Raw genomic sequence first — 14,900 nt, 5'->3', positions numbered from 1 at the left:
ACTTCAACGAGCGACCGTACCTGAAGCACACGTGCTACCTCTACCTGACCAAGACGACGAAGGAGCGTAACCGGATGCAGAGCAATTTCAGCACGCTGTGCCGGGGGCATATCATCCCGAAGGAACTGGACAAGGAAACAGCCGCGAAGTTCATGGAGGCTGCGGAACAGTTCGAGCGCATCATCAACGACAGCGGCTTTGTCAGGCTGCGCCGCCTCTCCACCGACGAGATCGTGGGGACAGACGGCAAAGCCGGACTGATAGAGCGTTACTTCTCGCTCATGCCCGAAGGCGACGCCACGTTACAGGACATAGACCTCTCGGCACGGGAGATGCGCATCGGCGACAATCGCCTGTGCCTGCACACCCTGTCCGACGCGGAAGACCTTCCCGGCACGGTGGCTACCGACACACGGTATGAGAAACTCTCCACCGACCGCTCGGACTGCCGCCTCTCCTTCGCCTCCCCGGTGGGGCTGCTGCTCTCCTGCAACCACATTTACAACCAGTACGTGATTATCGACAACAGCGAGGAGAACCTTCAAAAATTCGAGAAGTCCGCAAGGAATATGCAGTCGTTATCCCGATACAGCCGGAGCAACAGCATCAACCGCGAGTGGATAGACCGCTACCTGAACGAGGCGCACTCCTACGGGCTGACCTCGGTGCGGGCGCACTTCAACGTCATGGCGTGGAGCGACGACGCGGAAGAGCTGAAGCACATAAAGAACGACGTGGGCAGCCAGCTGGCAAGCATGGAGTGCGTGCCGCGCCACAACACCATCGACTGCCCGACACTTTATTGGGCGGCTATGCCCGGCAACGCGGCGGACTTTCCGGCGGAAGAGAGTTTCCACACCTTCATCGAACAGGCGGTGTGCCTCTTCACGGAGGAAACCAACTACCGCAGCTCGCTCTCGCCCTTCGGCATCAAGATGGTGGACAGGCTCACGGGAAAACCGCTGCACCTCGACATCAGTGACCTGCCGATGAAGCGGGGCATCACCACGAACCGTAACAAGTTCGTATTAGGTCCTTCGGGCAGTGGCAAGTCGTTCTTCATGAACCACCTCGTGCGGCAATACTACGAGCAGGGCGCGCATGTGGTATTGGTGGACACGGGAAACTCCTATCAAGGGCTATGCGAGATGATACGGCGCAAGACGGGCGGCACGGACGGCGTGTATTTTACCTACACGGAGGAGAAGCCCATCAGCTTCAACCCGTTCTATACCGACGACTACGTGTTCGACGTGGAGAAAAAGGACAGCATAAAGACGCTGCTGCTGACGCTCTGGAAGTCGGAGGACGACAAGGTGACGAAAACCGAAAGCGGGGAATTGGGCAGTGCCGTGAGTGCCTACATCGAGCGCATCAGGGCTGACCGGAGCATCGTCCCCTCGTTCAACACCTTCTACGAGTACATGCGCGACGACTACCGCAGGGAACTGGCGGAACGCGACATCAAGGTGGAGAAGGAGGACTTCAACATCGACAACATGCTCACCACCATGCGGCAGTATTACCGGGGCGGACGCTACGACTTCCTGCTCAACTCGGCGGAGAACATCGACCTGCTGGGCAAACGGTTCATCGTCTTCGAGATCGATTCCATCAAGGACAACCGCGAACTGTTCCCGGTAGTGACCATCATCATCATGGAAGCCTTCATCAACAAGATGCGGCGTCTGAAAGGTGTGAGAAAGCAGCTTATCGTGGAAGAGGCTTGGAAGGCTCTCTCGTCGGCGAACATGGCTGATTACCTGCGCTATATGTACAAGACGGTGCGCAAATACTTCGGTGAGGCAATCGTGGTGACGCAGGAGGTGGACGACATCATTTCCTCGCCCGTCGTCAAGGAGAGCATCATCAACAACTCGGACTGTAAAATCCTGCTTGACCAGCGCAAGTACATGAACAAGTTCGACCAGATTCAGGCGTTGCTCGGACTGACGGAGAAGGAGAAGTCGCAGATACTCTCCATCAACATGGCGAACAACCCCTCACGGCTCTACAAGGAGGTGTGGATAGGCTTGGGCGGCACGCAGTCGGCGGTCTATGCCACCGAGGTGAGCGCGGAAGAGTATCTGGCGTACACCACCGAGGAAACGGAAAAGGTGGAGGTGTACCGTCTGGCGGAGCAATTGGGCGGCGACATCGAAGCCGCCATCCGACAGCTTGCCGAAAGACGGAGAAACAAGCAGTAAGTAATCAATAATCGGTAAAACAGATTTATCAACGAAAAAAGAAAAGCGTATGAGCATATCAAGAATGAAGATGCTGCAAGTCAGCAAGTGTCTGATCGGATTGGCGGTCATGGTGCTGCAATCCTGCGACGTGGCGGAGAACCGCCGCGACCTGCTGTGCGGGAATTGGGAAAGCGTGGAGGGCAAGCCCGACGTGCTTATCTACAAGGAGGGCGAAGCCTACAAGGTGACGGTATTCAAACGGAGCGGCATCCGCCGCAGGCTGAAACCGGAAACCTACCTCTTGCAGGAGGAGAACGGCAACCTGTTCATGAACACCGGCTTCCGCATCGACGTGGCGTATAACGAAGCCACCGACGTGCTGACCTTCTCACCGAACGGGGACTACGTGCGTGTGAAGCCGCAGCCGGAAACTCCGGCAGGAAAATAAGAACCGCTAAAATCCAAAGAAACATGAGAACAAGAATAACATTCGTCATCTGCCTGTGCCTGCTTCTCGCGGGCAGGGCTTCCGCCCAATGGGTCGTGAGCGATCCGGGCAATCTGGCGCAGGGCATCATCAATGCCTCGAAGAACATCATCCACACCTCGAAGACCGCCACGAACATGGTGAATAACTTTCAGGAAACGGTGAAAATCTACGAGCAGGGCAAGAAGTATTACGACGCCCTCAAATCCGTGAACAATCTGGTCAAGGACGCCCGCAAGGTGCAGCAGACCATACTGATGGTAGGCGACATCACGGACATCTACGTGACCAGCTTCCAGAAGATGCTGCGCGACGACAACTTCACGGTGGAGGAACTCGGAGCCATCGCCTTCGGGTACACGAAGCTGCTGGAGGAATCCAATGACGTGCTTACGGAGTTGAAGAACGTGGTGAACATCACCACGCTCTCCATGACGGACAAGGAGCGCATGGACGTGGTGGAACGCTGCCACTCCAAGATGAAGCGTTACCGCAACCTCGTGAGCTACTACACCAACAAGAATATCAGCGTGAGCTACCTGCGTGCGAAGAAGAAAAACGACCTTGACCGCATCATGGGGCTGTACGGGAGCATGAACGAAAGATACTGGTAGCCTATGGAGTTCGACAACCTTCACCAGATTCTCCGCTCGCTCTACGAGCAGATGATGCCGCTGTGCGCCGACATGGCGGGCGTGGCGAAAGGCATCGCCGGGCTGGGCGCGCTCTTCTATGTCGCCTACCGGGTATGGCAGTCGTTGGCGAGAGCCGAACCGATAGACGTCTTCCCGATGCTCCGTCCCTTTGCCGTCGGTCTGTGCATCATGTTCTTCCCTACGGTGGTGCTTGGCACGATAAACAGCGTCCTCTCGCCCGTCGTGCAGGGTACGGCGAAACTGCTCGAAACGCAGACTTTGGACATGAACAAGTACCGGGAGCAGAAGGACAGGCTGGAATACGAGGCGATGGTGCGCAACCCCGAAACCGCCTACCTCGTGTCCAACGAGGAGTTTGACAAGCAACTGGAGGAATTGGGCTGGTCGCCCTCCGACATGGTGACGATGGCGGGGATGTATATCGACCGGGGGATGTACAAGATGAAGAAGGGCATCCGCGACTTCTTCCGCGAGATACTGGAACTGATGTTCCAAGCCGCCGCCCTCGTGATAGACACCATCCGCACCTTCTTCCTCGTGGTGCTGGCGATACTCGGTCCGATAGCCTTCGCCATATCGGTGTGGGACGGCTTCCAAAGCACGCTCACGCAGTGGATATGCCGCTACATTCAGGTCTATCTGTGGCTGCCCGTGTCGGACATATTCAGCACCATACTCGCCAAGATTCAGGTGTTGATGCTCCAGAGCGACATCGAGCGCATGCAGACCGACCCCAACTTCTCGCTGGATTCCAGCGACGGGGTGTATATCGTGTTCATGATAATCGGCATCATCGGCTACTTCACCATTCCGACGGTGGCGGGCTGGATCATCCAAGCCGGGGGCATGGGCGGCTACGGGCGCAACGTGAACCAGATGGCGGGACGCGCCGGAGGCATGGCGGGAAGCGTGGCGGGTGCTACCGCAGGCAACATGGTCGGACGTGCCGGGAAACTGCTGAAATAATCAATGTGGAATTATAAACGGAAAAAGTAAAATGGAATTCAAGTCACTCAAAAACATCGAATCATCGTTCAGGCAGATACGCCTGTTCGGTATCGTCTTCCTCTCGCTGTGCGCAGTGATAACGGTATGGAGCGTGTGGAGTTCCTACCGCTTCGCGGAGCGGCAGCGGGAAAAGATCTATGTGCTGGACAACGGCAAGTCGCTGATGCTGGCACTCTCGCAGGACCTCTCGCAGAACCGTCCGGCGGAAGCGAGGGAGCATGTGCGCCGCTTCCACGAGCTGTTCTTCACGCTCTCGCCCGAAAAGAGCGCGATAGAACACAACGTGAAGCGTGCGTTGCTGCTGGCAGACAAGAGCGTGTACAACTACTATTCGGACTTCGCCGAGAAGGGGTACTACAACCGCATCATCGCCGGTAACATCAACCAAGTGCTGAAGGTGGACAGCGTGGTGTGCGACTTCAACGGCTATCCCTACCGCACCGTGACCTACGCCACGCAGAAAATCATCCGGCAGAGCAACGTCACAGAGCGCAGCCTCGTGACCACGTGCCGCCTCTTGAACTCGTCCCGTTCGGACGACAACCCCAACGGGTTCACCATCGAGGGATTCACCATCATCGAGAACAAAGATTTACAAACCATCAAAAGGTAAACGGACATGAAGAAAATCAAGAAATCACTGTGGAGTGCGTACTGGAAACTCCACGACAAAAAGAAAATGCTGGTGGAACGGCTCAAAGGGTATCTGGACGGCTTGCCGCCGAAGACACGCAGGCGCATCGTGCTGGCGATGCTCATCGCATTCGCCGCACTTGCCCTCTACACCTTCGGTAAAGCCGTCTATGACATCGGCAGGAATGACGGCAGCCGGATGGAGATAGACCATGCCGGACAGGTGGAACTGTCCGTGAAGCCGGATAACAATCACAATGTAATACCTTATTTATATGGAACAGACGAAGAATGAACCCAAGAACGAAAACAAGGCGGCTCCCGGCAACGACAAGCCGAAAAAGGAGCGCAAGCCGCTGACCGAAGCCCAACGGCTGAAACGCCAGAAAATGATAGTGCTTCCCGCTATGGTGCTGGTATTCATCGGGGCTATGTGGCTGATATTCGCCCCGTCCTCCGGCAAGGAGCAGGAGCCGGGAACAAGCGGCTACAACATCGAGATGCCCGATGCGGACAAGGAGAACCGCCGGATTATCGGTGACAAGGCGAAAGCCTACGAGCAGGGGGCAATGGAGGAACGGCAGGAGAACCGCAGCCGCGCCATGCAGCAGTTGGGCGACCTGTTCGACCGCGAAACGGTGGAAGCGGATGGGGACAGCGACTTCGACCTTGCCAATCCCGGCGGAACGGAAGAGGCGGTGAAGCCAGCACCGAAGACCATCCAGTCCTCGGCAGCCGCCTACCGTGACCTCAATGCCACGCTCGGCAACTTCTACGAGCAGCCGAAGAACGACAATGCGGAGATGGACGAGCTGCTGGAACGCATCGCCACCCTCGAATCCGAACTGGAAAGCGGAAAAGAGAGAAGCTCCACGATGGACGAGCAGGTGGCACTCATGGAAAAATCCTACGAACTGGCGGCGAAGTACATGGGCGGTCAGAACGGCACGCAGGCGGCAGCGGGACAGACCGCAGAGCCGTCCCCCGTGCAGAAAACCGGAAAGAACACGGCAAAACCCGTCAGGCAAGTGACGCATCAGGTGGTGTCCTCGCTCGGACAGCCCATGAGCAATGCCGAATTTGTCGCTTCCTTCTCGCAGGAACGCAACCGCAGTTTCAACACGGCGGTGGGCGTTACAACCGTACCGGACAGGAACACCATACCGGCATGCGTCTATGGGGCGCAGAGCGTGACGGACGGGCAGGCGGTCAGGTTGCGGCTGTTGGAGCCGATGGCGGTAGCAGACCGGATCATCCCCCGTAATGCGGTGGTGGTCGGCGCAGCCAAGATTCAGGGTGAACGGCTCGGCATCGAAATCACCTCGCTGGAACACGACGGTACGGTTATCCCGGTGGAGTTGGAGGTCTATGACACGGACGGGCAGCCCGGCATATTCATCCCCAACTCGATGGAGATGAACGCCGTCAGGGAGGTTGCCGCCAACATGGGCGGTTCGCTCGGCAGTAGCATCAACATCTCCACCAATGCCGGGGCGCAGCTCGCCTCCGACTTGGGCAAGGGGCTGATACAAGGCACGAGCCAGTACATTGCCAAGAAGATGCGCACCGTCAAAGTGCATCTGAAAGCCGGGTACAGGGTCATGCTCTATCAGGAGAAGAACTGATGTATAATCATAAGAAATCCAATCAATAACAACAACCCACTAAATTCAAAGTAAAATGAGAAAAGTAATCATGATGTTTGCCCTCGCTATGGGCATCGCAACTGCCAACGCGCAGGAAAACGTAACCGTTGAAACGACCAACGGAAGTGAAGAACTGACCTTGACAAAAGAGGTCTATCCGCAGAAGGAGGCGGACGGCGACCTGTATCACGGTCTGACGAGAAAGCTGGGCTTTGACCGCATGGTTCCCCCGCACGGCTTGGAAGTGACCTACGACAAGACCGTGCATGTCATCTTCCCGGCGGAGGTGCGCTATGTCGATTTAGGCTCGCCCGACCTGATTGCGGGCAAAGCCGACGGAGCGGAGAACGTCATCCGTGTGAAGGCTACCGTGAGGAATTTCCCGAACGAAACCAACATGTCCGTCATCACGGAGGACGGGAGTTTCTACACCTTCAACGTGAAATACGCCGCCGAACCGCTGCTGCTCAACGTGGAGATGTGCGACTTCATCCATGACGGCGAGGCGGTGAACCGTCCGAACAACGCGCAGGAAATCTACCTGAAAGAATTAGGCAGCGAAAGTCCGATGCTGGTGCGCCTTATCATGAAGTCCATCCACAAGCAGAACAAACGTGAGGTGAAGCATATCGGCTGCAAGCGTTTCGGCATCCAGTACCTTCTGAAAGGCATCTACACGCACAACGGGCTTCTGTATTTCCACACGGAAATCAAGAACCAGAGCAACGTGCCTTTCGATGTGGACTACATCACATGGAAAATCGTGGACAAGAAGGTGGCGAAGCGTACCGCCGTGCAGGAGCGTATCATCCTGCCGCTCCGCGCGCAGAACTACGCCACGCTCGTGCCGGGCAAAAAAAGCGAACGCACGGTCTTCACGATGGCGAAGTTCACCATACCCGACGGCAAGTGCCTCGTGGTGGAGCTGAACGAGAAGAACGGCGGCCGTCACCAGTCCTTCGTGATCGAGAACGAGGACTTGGTGCGCGCCAATACCATCAACGAACTTCAAGTGCGCTGACCATGAGAAAGTACATCGCAATAATCATCGCGTCGCTTGCCCTGTTCACGGGGCAGGCGCACGCCCAGCGATGCCTGCCGAAGATGCAGGGCATCGAGGTCAGGGCGAATCTGGCGGACGGCTTCAAACCCGGCGGCAACGACGGCGGGTACAGTTTCGGGGCGGCTCTCTCCACCTACACGAAGAAGGGGAACAAATGGGTGTTCGGAGGTGAGTATCTCCTGAAAAACAACCCGTACAAGGACACCGCCATACCTGTGGCGCAGTTCACGGCGGAAGGCGGCTACTATTTCAAGATACTTTCCGATGCCCGTAAAATCGTGTTCGTCTATGCGGGGGCTTCGGCTCTCGCCGGGTATGAATCGGTGAATTGGGGCGAAAAAGTGCTGCATGACGGTTCGACACTGCACGACCGGGACGCCTTCATCTACGGCGGTGCGCTGACGCTCGATGTAGAGTTTTACGTGGCTGACCGTATCGCCCTGCTCGCCAACCTCCGGGAGCGTTGCCTGTGGGGTGGCGACACGAAGAAGTTCCATACCCAATTCGGGGTGGGCATCAAGTTCGTCATCAACTGACACGCGGCATGGAACGGACGGATATAGACACCATGAGGCAAATATCCCTCGCGGACTTTCTCGCGCGGTTGGGGCATGAGCCTGTCCGAAGGAGCGGAAACGAACTTTGGTATCGTGCGCCGTACCGCAGTGAGCGCACGCCCTCTTTCCGTGTGAACGTGGCGAAACGGCTCTGGTACGACTTCGGTTTGGGCAAGGGCGGTGACATCTTCACGCTTGCCGGGGAGTTTGCCCGAAGCGGTGACTTCATGGCGCAGGCAAGATTCATAGCGGAAACCGCCCGTATGCCGTTTGTCGCATCGGAAAAGCCGTTGTACCTGCCGGAACCGTCCGAACCTGCCTTTGAGGGGGTGGAAGCCGTCCCACTGCTCCGCTCACCATTAACAGAGTATCTGGCGGAACGGGGCATCCCTTATGCCGTTGCATCCCGTCACTGCTGCCGCTTGAACTACGGCGTGCGTGGAAAACGGTATTTCGCAATCGGTTTCCAGAACGTGGTTGGCGGCTATGAAATCCGGAGCCGTTATTTCAAGGGTTGCGTGCCGCCGAAGGATGTGTCGCTGGTCAAAATGGAAAGTTCTCCGACTGGCGTGTGCAGTTTATTTGAAGGATTTATGGACTTCCTTTCCGCTGCCACGCTTGGATTGGAAACAGGCGACAGCCTTGTGCTGAACTCCGTCGCCAACGTGGGTAAGGCGGTAAAACACTTAGACGGGTACGGGCGCATCGACTGCTTCCTCGACCGTGACGAAGCCGGGCGGAGGACGCTGGAAGCCCTCAAAGGACACTACGGCGGACGTGTCTGTAACTGTTCCGCACTCTATGACGGTTGCAAGGACTTGAACGAGTATCTGCAACTGACAGCAAAAAAGAAATGAACAATAACTTAAAAATCAAAGGACAATGAACATACTGAACAACAAGAACAAGAGAATATCCATCTTCAAGGCGTTGGCACTCTGCCTGTTCGCCGCCGTGTCGCTCACGCTCGCATCGTGTGACGATGACATGGACATCCAGCAATCCTATCCGTTCACGGTGGAAACGATGCCCGTACCGAACAAGGTCACAAAGGGGCAGACGGTGGAAATCCGCTGTGAACTGAAAAGGACGGGCGATTACGCCAACACGCTCTACACCATCCGGTATTTCCAGTTCGAAGGGGAAGGCACGCTGAAAATGGCGGGCGGCATTACTTTTCTGCCCAATGACCGCTACCTGCTCGAAAACGAGAAGTTCCGGCTGTACTATACGGCTGAGGGCGACGAGGCGCACAACTTCATCGTGGTGGTGGAGGACAATTTCAAAAATTCCTACGAATTGGAATTTGACTTCAACAACCGGAACGTGAAGGACGACATTCAGACCGTCATCCCCATAGGCAATTACAAACCTCTGCCAAGATGATGCGTGTATTCATGGCTATCCTCTGTTCGCTGCTGGCGGTCTGCTCCGTGTCCGCACGGGACAGCCGTCGGAAGGGGACGGACAGGCAGGCGGCAATCTACCGCCTGCCGCCTTTTGAGCGGGCGGTTCGCTGTACGAAGTATTTTGAAGGCTGGCACTCGGAGAAACACCACCCATACGTGGGCTGGGGTCATCAGGTGCAGCCGGGGGAAAGGTATTCGGCACGCACCATGACGAAGCGGCAGGCGGACGCACTCCTGCGGAAAGACTTGCGTAAGTTCTGCGCCATGTTCCGTAAGTTCGGGCGTGACAGTCTGCTCCTTGCCACGCTCGCCTACAATGTCGGTCCATACCGGCTTTTGGGGAGCGGGAAGATACCCAAAAGCACGCTGATCCGAAAATTGGAGGCGGGCGACAGGAACATTTACCGGGAATATATCGCTTTCTGCAACTACAAGGGGAAACGGCACGCCATGCTGCTCAAACGGAGAAAGGCGGAGTTTGCGCTGCTGTACATTCCGTAACATGGCAAATGCCTGACAAATGAAACTCCGATGAAGCCGCAACTTCATCGGAGTTTCCGCTTTTCATACATTCGGGATTTTTCCTTTGCCGATTACTTCACCGTCCCTGCAATGCTCTATGATGCCGGGCGAAAATCCCATCTCCCCGATTGCGATATGCCGGATATACTCCACATATTCCTGACCTTGAAAAATCCTGCCCGTGAGGTTTTTGAAAATCATCCTTATGCTTGTTCCGTCATCGCTGTGCAGGATGATTTTTCCGTTCTGTCTGATTTCTTCCATGATTGAAACTTGTTTTTGTGAATACTATCGTAGATTGGGACAGCGGTTTCTTTGCTACTTTCTTTGTCCGCCGTCATGCTCACCGAAAGAAAGTAGGGCGGCTTTGTCCGCCGCCACTCAAAAATGGGTGTAGAGTCCTGTTACCATCGTGAACATTTCTTCCAGCATATCGCAATATATGCCATCGTGTGTTTCGATGTCCTTCGTCTTGCACTCGAATGTCTTTTTGCTGAACGTCCTGCGGTAGAAACGCATATTGTAGAGGTCTAAGCCGGCATCGTAGATGATGTCAAGGCGGTTGGCACTCGTCTTGTTCCTCGCAAGGCTCATGCGCAGTCCGTTACCCATATCTATAAAGTCCTTGCTTCCCGTCATGGCGGCAAAGCGTCTGCCGCCTATCTGCTGTAAAATAGTCTTCGCTATCATGCTTTTCTTGGTTGTAGGTTGGCGGTGCGGACACCGCCAACTTGTTTAACATTCTGTTATCTCGGCAATGGGTGTGTTTCGTTTCAACCATTCCATCAGGCACTCCATATTGTACTCGCTTGTGATGACTGCCGTATGGCTGTTGATGGCGGTAAACCTGCTGCTCTCGTAGTCGTCTATCCACCCTTTTAGGGTATCAACTCCCCACGCTTCGGCATCGTCAAAGATGCCGTCCAATACTTTGATAGGCTCACTGAACTTCACTATCAGCGTTTGATAGGCTGCGTTCATCGTCTGTCCTCCTTTCCTTCCTTTGCCGTGAGCCACTCATCCCGTGCTTCTCGGCACTCGTCCAATGTGGGTTTGACACAAGAGAACAACTCTCCGTCTGTGGGGTGGCGGTAGTCGTACTGCACAAGTGTCCGCTTGCGTCTGCCGATACCTAATTGGAAACGCTCGTATTTCTCCGTACCTGCTTCCGTGCAGGTGCTTACTCCGTTGATGGTCATCCGTGTTGCCATAATCGTTGATTTTAGGGTGGTTAAAAATGTACTGACAAAACTCTGTTCTTCATCACCATTTCGGGGTCGCTCGTGTAGCGTTGGTGCAGGTAGAAATGGTGGGAACCGAAGCCGTAAAGGAAAAACCTGTCAAGTCCGTGCTTCTCGGCAAAGTTCTTTACACTCCGTCTTAACTGCTCCTCACTCGTTGCAAGAGTGAGGAGGTTCACAAATTCAAGGAACATCGTGGGGATTTTATCGTCCCACAGACAAACCATGCTTTCAATTTTTACTTCCATACTATTGGGTATTATAGGTTGATACTATGCCGCTTCCATCCGCTGGCGGATAAGGTTCACGTTGCTGTTCACAAGGTTTACAATGCGGTCGTGGTACTCGGTATTGGAATTGTGCAAGCCACGACTTTGCACCACTTCCAATGTCTTCAAGGAAACCTCCACCGTTTCTATGCGCTTGCCGTCAATGGTAGCGGATAGGATAAGAGAGTTCTTTTCAAGGAAATAGGAGTTGGAAAACACGCAATGGTGCAGTTCCGTCCCTTCCGCTGCAAACTCCGCAACGCTCTCCAACACACGCACCTGCAAAGTGCCGTCCGTGAAGGCGATGCCGAAGAATATGCCTTTGAGTTTGCGGTATGCCTTCTCGTGTTTCTTCGCTTGGCGGATGCGTTCCTCCAACTTCTTGCGTTCTATCTCCTTGTTGCGCTTGTGCATAAGTCTGTCGTGTTCGGCTTTGAGGTCGGAGGGACAGACGTACTTCGGGCTGTTCGTGTCCTTGCCGAAATGCCGCAGGAGGTCTATGGTGTCACGCCACATGGAGCCGTCAGCAATGGTGTAGCCGTTGCGGATACATATCTTTACGGATGCCCAATACCTCTCTATGTCAAAGGAACTGCGGATATAGTGGCGCAACATGGGGTATTGCCCTGCCTTCAACAGCGTTTCGGCTCGGCTGTCGGAAAGGATAGCCGTGAAAAGGTCGTAAGGCAGTATGTTGTGGTATTCGCCATTGAAGCCGTTGCGTTTCAGTTCGGGTATGAAACGCTGTCGGGGATAGGTGCAGACGGGGTTTATATCGTATGCACGGAGTTTGTTGTTCTTGCGTACCTCCATGTCGCTGTATTCCGCCCATAGGTCGTAGTAAAGTATGGACATTCCACGCAGTCGGGCAATGGTGACGGTTGTGCCTTTGGGCGAAATCCACCTTTGCACCACTTCATAAATGGAATACCCGGCTGCCTGCCCTGCCTTGTATTGGGACTTGACGAAGAAGAAGCGTATCACTTGGTACTGCTTGCAGGTGGTGATGATGCAGAAATACTCGTTCTCGCTGAACACGCTCTTTCGGGTGCGCAACGCTTCCAACTCCATGCCGCAATGCGGGCAGGTGCATCCGCAAACGGTGTCCGCAAGGTTGTGTTCACTCCTCCACGAATGTCCGCACTCGGTGCAGATGTTCGTGCCGTCCGCCCTCTTGATGGCGTAATGTTTGAAGCAATGGCGGAAAGCGTAAGCCCTCTGTGTGGCGGTCAATTTCGGCAGTCGCTCGCTCAATCGTGCGACTTCCTGCTGTATGGGTGTTCTCGGTTTCATAATCAGAAATTGAATAGGTTGGGTTGTTGTACTTCTTGTGCGGTCGCTTTGGTGGCGGTTCTCGGCTTGCTGCGGTTCTGCAACTTGCGGAGTTCCTCCTCTTGGTATCTGCGGACTGCGTTCTGCCGTGCTTCCGCCTTTTCCTCTGCCGTGAGTTCCACAACGTGGTTCACCGCCACTTGGCACTGAATGGGCTTGCCTACCTCTATCTCGTTCTCGTCATAGTAGTGGACGGCTTGCCCGAATATCTCCCCGTCCGTGAAGCCGTTGCAACCGCTCCGCTGCACGTAGTTGAGAATGTAGGTGACACAATCGTCTATGTTCTTGGCAGGGTTGCGGTAGTTCCTCGCAAAGAGCGTATCTTCCGCTGCACGCTGCTCCAGATACATCTGTATCGTTCTCTTGAAATGTTCTGTTCCTTTCATATCGCTGTCTTTTTTAGATTGTCTGTTTCAGTATTTCTCTCCAATAGGTCGGCTCTACCTCGCTCAGAAGGAAGTCTGTAAAGTCCCTCCGTGCGTCCTTGTTCAGTTCTCGGTAGAGTTCACGGAACACGGATATGTTGCCGTTGATGTACGTTTCCACCATGTACACGAAGATGTTGTCCACCTCGTAGTATCTGCACTGCTGCGCTGCCGTTTTGCTGCTTCTCTTTGCCATGTCAGTAGGGGTTAAAGGGTGAATAACCAAAGGATGAAGCCGAAGAAGGCAATAGTGGAAAGGATAGCCACGATTACACCTATCGCCACTCGGAACACTCCGTTTACAATCTCTCTAATAATGCCCCAAAAGATGCCGAACATCCCGAAGGCGGTGCGTACCATCAAGCCGCATATCGCAAGCCCTATGTACTGCGCCATTTGTCTGAAATTTGCCGTTGCCGTCATATCTTCGCTGTTTTTGATTTTTTTGTTTTTTAATGCGGATTCAAGAGCTGAGGGAGTTGAGTTTCAAACTATCTTATCTGCCTCTCGTTTATCCGACATTTTTTTTATGCGTCTTTCTGTCGCATCGGTCGTTTTCGTTTCGGGTGCTTGAAAAGGTAGGGATTAGGGAATGCAAGGTTTTTCGGGAAAAATACTACCCGCAGGGCTGGAGATTTTTTCCGAAAACAGGAGGCTTGACCTTGCATTCCCGTCCAATCCCGGAATTACCTTTGCGCCCAGAACGGAAATGACTATCTGATGCGGCTCACTGAAAGACGCGAAAATGGAGGTAAACGGAAGTGGAGGCAGATTGGACAGGAAAACTTCAAAAGAGAAATCCGTAAAAAAGGGAAAACGCCAAAAGGAAAAGGGACATAGCCGGAGGCGTGAAACCGGGCAAACCACCGGCAAGGAAGTATGATTTTATATGTCTGGCCGAGCGTGTACGGTCGGACGGATAAAATCATTCTTCCCGGTTTGCCTGCCGTGTGTGACGGCTTGTTCCATTTATGGATCGGGCGGTCAGACACGGCTTTCCGCTTACGGCTCAAAGGAACAGTGGAAAAAGAAAAATCGTCAGAAACCCGTAAAAGCACCTCTTTGGCATAAGCACAAAAGAAATGGGCCTTGCATCATTAGTCTAAACTGTTGTTTAGGCGTGAGGCAAAGCCCTTTTCTCCGCTTATGCGTAGTCGGCATACGTTCGACCAAAATCCTTTTGGGCGATGGTGTGCCGACGGACAAAACCGCTTTTACGGAAAAACTTGTATGAGAAGAAAAAATTAGGGAGATTCATTTCAAAATCTCCCGTTTTATTGTTACTTTTGCATACGAAGAGTTCTTTGAAGGTTACGCAACGCGCAGAAGGATGATGCAGTAGATAACTAACTAAATCGTAACCTATTACTATCATGAGCAATTAACCTACGCTCAGTTCCAATAAATTACACTCTTTTCGTAACTTCTCGACACAAAGTTACAAAAAAGATTCCATATAGGAG

21 protein-coding genes are annotated in these 14,900 nt (G+C 54.0%); 12 read left to right on the top strand and 9 right to left on the bottom strand.

Annotated features, from left to right (window positions below):
* From HMPREF9141_RS00930 to HMPREF9141_RS00875, 12 genes are all read left to right on the top strand, one after another.
* A partial coding sequence (locus HMPREF9141_RS00930) for a TraG family conjugative transposon ATPase (RefSeq protein ID WP_007366510.1) occupies positions 1–2,207 on the top strand: 2,207 nt, incomplete at its 5' end.
* Positions 2,208–2,256: 49 nt separating this feature from the next.
* Positions 2,257–2,637: a DUF3876 domain-containing protein gene (locus HMPREF9141_RS00925; RefSeq protein WP_007366509.1), complete on the top strand. Its 381-nt coding sequence runs from the start codon at positions 2,257–2,259 to the stop codon at positions 2,635–2,637.
* A 23-nt stretch (positions 2,638–2,660) separates the two neighbouring features.
* Positions 2,661–3,290, top strand: coding sequence for a DUF4141 domain-containing protein (locus HMPREF9141_RS00920; protein ID WP_007366508.1), 630 nt, complete (start codon positions 2,661–2,663; stop codon positions 3,288–3,290).
* Between the two features lie 3 nt (positions 3,291–3,293).
* Positions 3,294–4,298 carry a conjugative transposon protein TraJ gene (gene traJ, locus HMPREF9141_RS00915; RefSeq protein WP_007366507.1) on the top strand — a complete coding sequence of 335 codons (1,005 nt, stop codon included), beginning with the start codon at positions 3,294–3,296 and terminating at the stop codon, positions 4,296–4,298.
* Between the two features lie 31 nt (positions 4,299–4,329).
* Positions 4,330–4,953, top strand: coding sequence for a conjugative transposon protein TraK (gene traK / locus HMPREF9141_RS00910; RefSeq protein WP_007366506.1), 624 nt, complete (start codon positions 4,330–4,332; stop codon positions 4,951–4,953).
* A gap of 6 nt (positions 4,954–4,959) precedes the next feature.
* On the top strand, positions 4,960–5,268 hold the full coding sequence (locus HMPREF9141_RS00905; protein WP_007366505.1) for a TraL conjugative transposon family protein: 309 nt from the start codon (positions 4,960–4,962) through the stop codon (positions 5,266–5,268).
* Positions 5,249–6,598, top strand: a complete 1,350-nt coding sequence (gene traM, locus HMPREF9141_RS00900; RefSeq protein ID WP_007366504.1) for a conjugative transposon protein TraM — start codon at positions 5,249–5,251, stop codon at positions 6,596–6,598. Before HMPREF9141_RS00905 ends, traM begins: the two co-directional genes overlap by 20 nt.
* 55 nt (positions 6,599–6,653) lie before the next feature.
* A complete protein-coding gene (gene traN, locus HMPREF9141_RS00895) occupies positions 6,654–7,640 on the top strand; it encodes a conjugative transposon protein TraN (RefSeq protein WP_007366503.1) in 987 nt (328 codons plus the stop codon).
* Positions 7,641–7,642: 2 nt separating this feature from the next.
* The gene (locus HMPREF9141_RS00890) at positions 7,643–8,218 is read left to right on the top strand and encodes a conjugal transfer protein TraO (RefSeq protein WP_007366502.1); all 576 of its coding nucleotides are present in this window, start codon (positions 7,643–7,645) and stop codon (positions 8,216–8,218) included.
* An 8-nt stretch (positions 8,219–8,226) separates the two neighbouring features.
* Positions 8,227–9,096, top strand: coding sequence for a toprim domain-containing protein (locus tag HMPREF9141_RS00885; protein WP_007366501.1), 870 nt, complete (start codon positions 8,227–8,229; stop codon positions 9,094–9,096).
* A gap of 25 nt (positions 9,097–9,121) precedes the next feature.
* On the top strand, positions 9,122–9,625 hold the full coding sequence (locus tag HMPREF9141_RS00880; protein WP_007366500.1) for a DUF3872 domain-containing protein: 504 nt from the start codon (positions 9,122–9,124) through the stop codon (positions 9,623–9,625).
* On the top strand, positions 9,622–10,149 hold the full coding sequence (locus tag HMPREF9141_RS00875; RefSeq protein WP_007366499.1) for a glycoside hydrolase family protein: 528 nt from the start codon (positions 9,622–9,624) through the stop codon (positions 10,147–10,149). The genes HMPREF9141_RS00880 and HMPREF9141_RS00875 overlap by 4 nt, the downstream gene beginning before the upstream one ends.
* A 63-nt stretch (positions 10,150–10,212) precedes the next feature.
* Here the strand turns inward: HMPREF9141_RS00875 and HMPREF9141_RS00870 are convergent, their stop codons facing one another.
* The 9 genes from HMPREF9141_RS00870 to HMPREF9141_RS00830 form a co-directional block, all read right to left on the bottom strand.
* Positions 10,213–10,434, bottom strand: a complete 222-nt coding sequence (locus HMPREF9141_RS00870; RefSeq protein ID WP_007366498.1) for a DUF7688 family protein — start codon at positions 10,432–10,434, stop codon at positions 10,213–10,215.
* Between the two features lie 117 nt (positions 10,435–10,551).
* On the bottom strand, positions 10,552–10,860 hold the full coding sequence (locus tag HMPREF9141_RS00865) for a hypothetical protein (protein ID WP_007366497.1): 309 nt from the start codon (positions 10,858–10,860) through the stop codon (positions 10,552–10,554).
* A gap of 45 nt (positions 10,861–10,905) precedes the next feature.
* Positions 10,906–11,151 (bottom strand): DUF6956 domain-containing protein, encoded by a 246-nt coding sequence (locus HMPREF9141_RS00860; protein WP_007366496.1) that lies wholly within the window; start codon positions 11,149–11,151, stop codon positions 10,906–10,908.
* Positions 11,148–11,381: a DUF3873 domain-containing protein gene (locus HMPREF9141_RS00855; protein WP_007366495.1), complete on the bottom strand. Its 234-nt coding sequence runs from the start codon at positions 11,379–11,381 to the stop codon at positions 11,148–11,150. Before HMPREF9141_RS00855 ends, HMPREF9141_RS00860 begins: the two co-directional genes overlap by 4 nt.
* A gap of 20 nt (positions 11,382–11,401) precedes the next feature.
* Positions 11,402–11,659 carry a DUF8466 domain-containing protein gene (locus HMPREF9141_RS00850; protein WP_007366494.1) on the bottom strand — a complete coding sequence of 86 codons (258 nt, stop codon included), beginning with the start codon at positions 11,657–11,659 and terminating at the stop codon, positions 11,402–11,404.
* A gap of 24 nt (positions 11,660–11,683) precedes the next feature.
* Complete coding sequence (locus HMPREF9141_RS00845; RefSeq protein WP_014224642.1) at positions 11,684–12,973, bottom strand: PcfJ domain-containing protein; 1,290 nt, start codon at positions 12,971–12,973, stop codon at positions 11,684–11,686.
* Positions 12,974–12,975: 2 nt separating this feature from the next.
* The gene (locus tag HMPREF9141_RS00840; RefSeq protein ID WP_007366492.1) at positions 12,976–13,398 is read right to left on the bottom strand and encodes a PcfK-like family protein; all 423 of its coding nucleotides are present in this window, start codon (positions 13,396–13,398) and stop codon (positions 12,976–12,978) included.
* Positions 13,399–13,411: 13 nt separating this feature from the next.
* Complete coding sequence (locus HMPREF9141_RS00835; RefSeq protein WP_007366491.1) at positions 13,412–13,633, bottom strand: hypothetical protein; 222 nt, start codon at positions 13,631–13,633, stop codon at positions 13,412–13,414.
* 11 nt (positions 13,634–13,644) lie between these two features.
* Positions 13,645–13,860 (bottom strand): hypothetical protein, encoded by a 216-nt coding sequence (locus tag HMPREF9141_RS00830; RefSeq protein WP_007366490.1) that lies wholly within the window; start codon positions 13,858–13,860, stop codon positions 13,645–13,647.
* Positions 13,861–14,900 lie beyond the last annotated feature (1,040 nt).

Origin of the sequence: Prevotella multiformis DSM 16608 (assembly GCF_000191065.1) — a bacterium.
In the GTDB taxonomy this organism is placed as follows: Bacteria; Bacteroidota; Bacteroidia; order Bacteroidales; family Bacteroidaceae; genus Prevotella; species Prevotella multiformis.
The sequence above is the reverse complement of the archived record's forward strand: the minus strand, read 5'-3'. Positions and strand labels throughout refer to the sequence as shown.

Bases quoted from the DNA above. Each gene is read 5' to 3' on its own strand.
- traK (WP_007366506.1), top strand. From the start codon at position 4,330: ATGGAATTCAAGTCACTCAAAAACATCGAATCATCGTTCAGGCAGATA.
- traM (WP_007366504.1), top strand. From the start codon at position 5,249: ATGGAACAGACGAAGAATGAACCCAAGAACGAAAACAAGGCGGCTCCC.
- HMPREF9141_RS00845 (WP_014224642.1), bottom strand. From the start codon at position 12,973: ATGAAACCGAGAACACCCATACAGCAGGAAGTCGCACGATTGAGCGAG.
- traN (WP_007366503.1), top strand. From the start codon at position 6,654: ATGAGAAAAGTAATCATGATGTTTGCCCTCGCTATGGGCATCGCAACT.
- HMPREF9141_RS00890 (WP_007366502.1), top strand. From the start codon at position 7,643: ATGAGAAAGTACATCGCAATAATCATCGCGTCGCTTGCCCTGTTCACG.
- HMPREF9141_RS00865 (WP_007366497.1), bottom strand. From the start codon at position 10,860: ATGATAGCGAAGACTATTTTACAGCAGATAGGCGGCAGACGCTTTGCC.
- traJ (WP_007366507.1), top strand. From the start codon at position 3,294: ATGGAGTTCGACAACCTTCACCAGATTCTCCGCTCGCTCTACGAGCAG.
- HMPREF9141_RS00855 (WP_007366495.1), bottom strand. From the start codon at position 11,381: ATGGCAACACGGATGACCATCAACGGAGTAAGCACCTGCACGGAAGCA.
- HMPREF9141_RS00920 (WP_007366508.1), top strand. From the start codon at position 2,661: ATGAGAACAAGAATAACATTCGTCATCTGCCTGTGCCTGCTTCTCGCG.
- HMPREF9141_RS00925 (WP_007366509.1), top strand. From the start codon at position 2,257: ATGAGCATATCAAGAATGAAGATGCTGCAAGTCAGCAAGTGTCTGATC.
- HMPREF9141_RS00860 (WP_007366496.1), bottom strand. From the start codon at position 11,151: ATGAACGCAGCCTATCAAACGCTGATAGTGAAGTTCAGTGAGCCTATC.
- HMPREF9141_RS00850 (WP_007366494.1), bottom strand. From the start codon at position 11,659: ATGGAAGTAAAAATTGAAAGCATGGTTTGTCTGTGGGACGATAAAATC.
- HMPREF9141_RS00885 (WP_007366501.1), top strand. From the start codon at position 8,227: ATGGAACGGACGGATATAGACACCATGAGGCAAATATCCCTCGCGGAC.
- HMPREF9141_RS00875 (WP_007366499.1), top strand. From the start codon at position 9,622: ATGATGCGTGTATTCATGGCTATCCTCTGTTCGCTGCTGGCGGTCTGC.
- HMPREF9141_RS00830 (WP_007366490.1), bottom strand. From the start codon at position 13,860: ATGACGGCAACGGCAAATTTCAGACAAATGGCGCAGTACATAGGGCTT.
- HMPREF9141_RS00840 (WP_007366492.1), bottom strand. From the start codon at position 13,398: ATGAAAGGAACAGAACATTTCAAGAGAACGATACAGATGTATCTGGAG.
- HMPREF9141_RS00870 (WP_007366498.1), bottom strand. From the start codon at position 10,434: ATGGAAGAAATCAGACAGAACGGAAAAATCATCCTGCACAGCGATGAC.
- HMPREF9141_RS00880 (WP_007366500.1), top strand. From the start codon at position 9,122: ATGAACATACTGAACAACAAGAACAAGAGAATATCCATCTTCAAGGCG.
- HMPREF9141_RS00835 (WP_007366491.1), bottom strand. From the start codon at position 13,633: ATGGCAAAGAGAAGCAGCAAAACGGCAGCGCAGCAGTGCAGATACTAC.
- HMPREF9141_RS00905 (WP_007366505.1), top strand. From the start codon at position 4,960: ATGAAGAAAATCAAGAAATCACTGTGGAGTGCGTACTGGAAACTCCAC.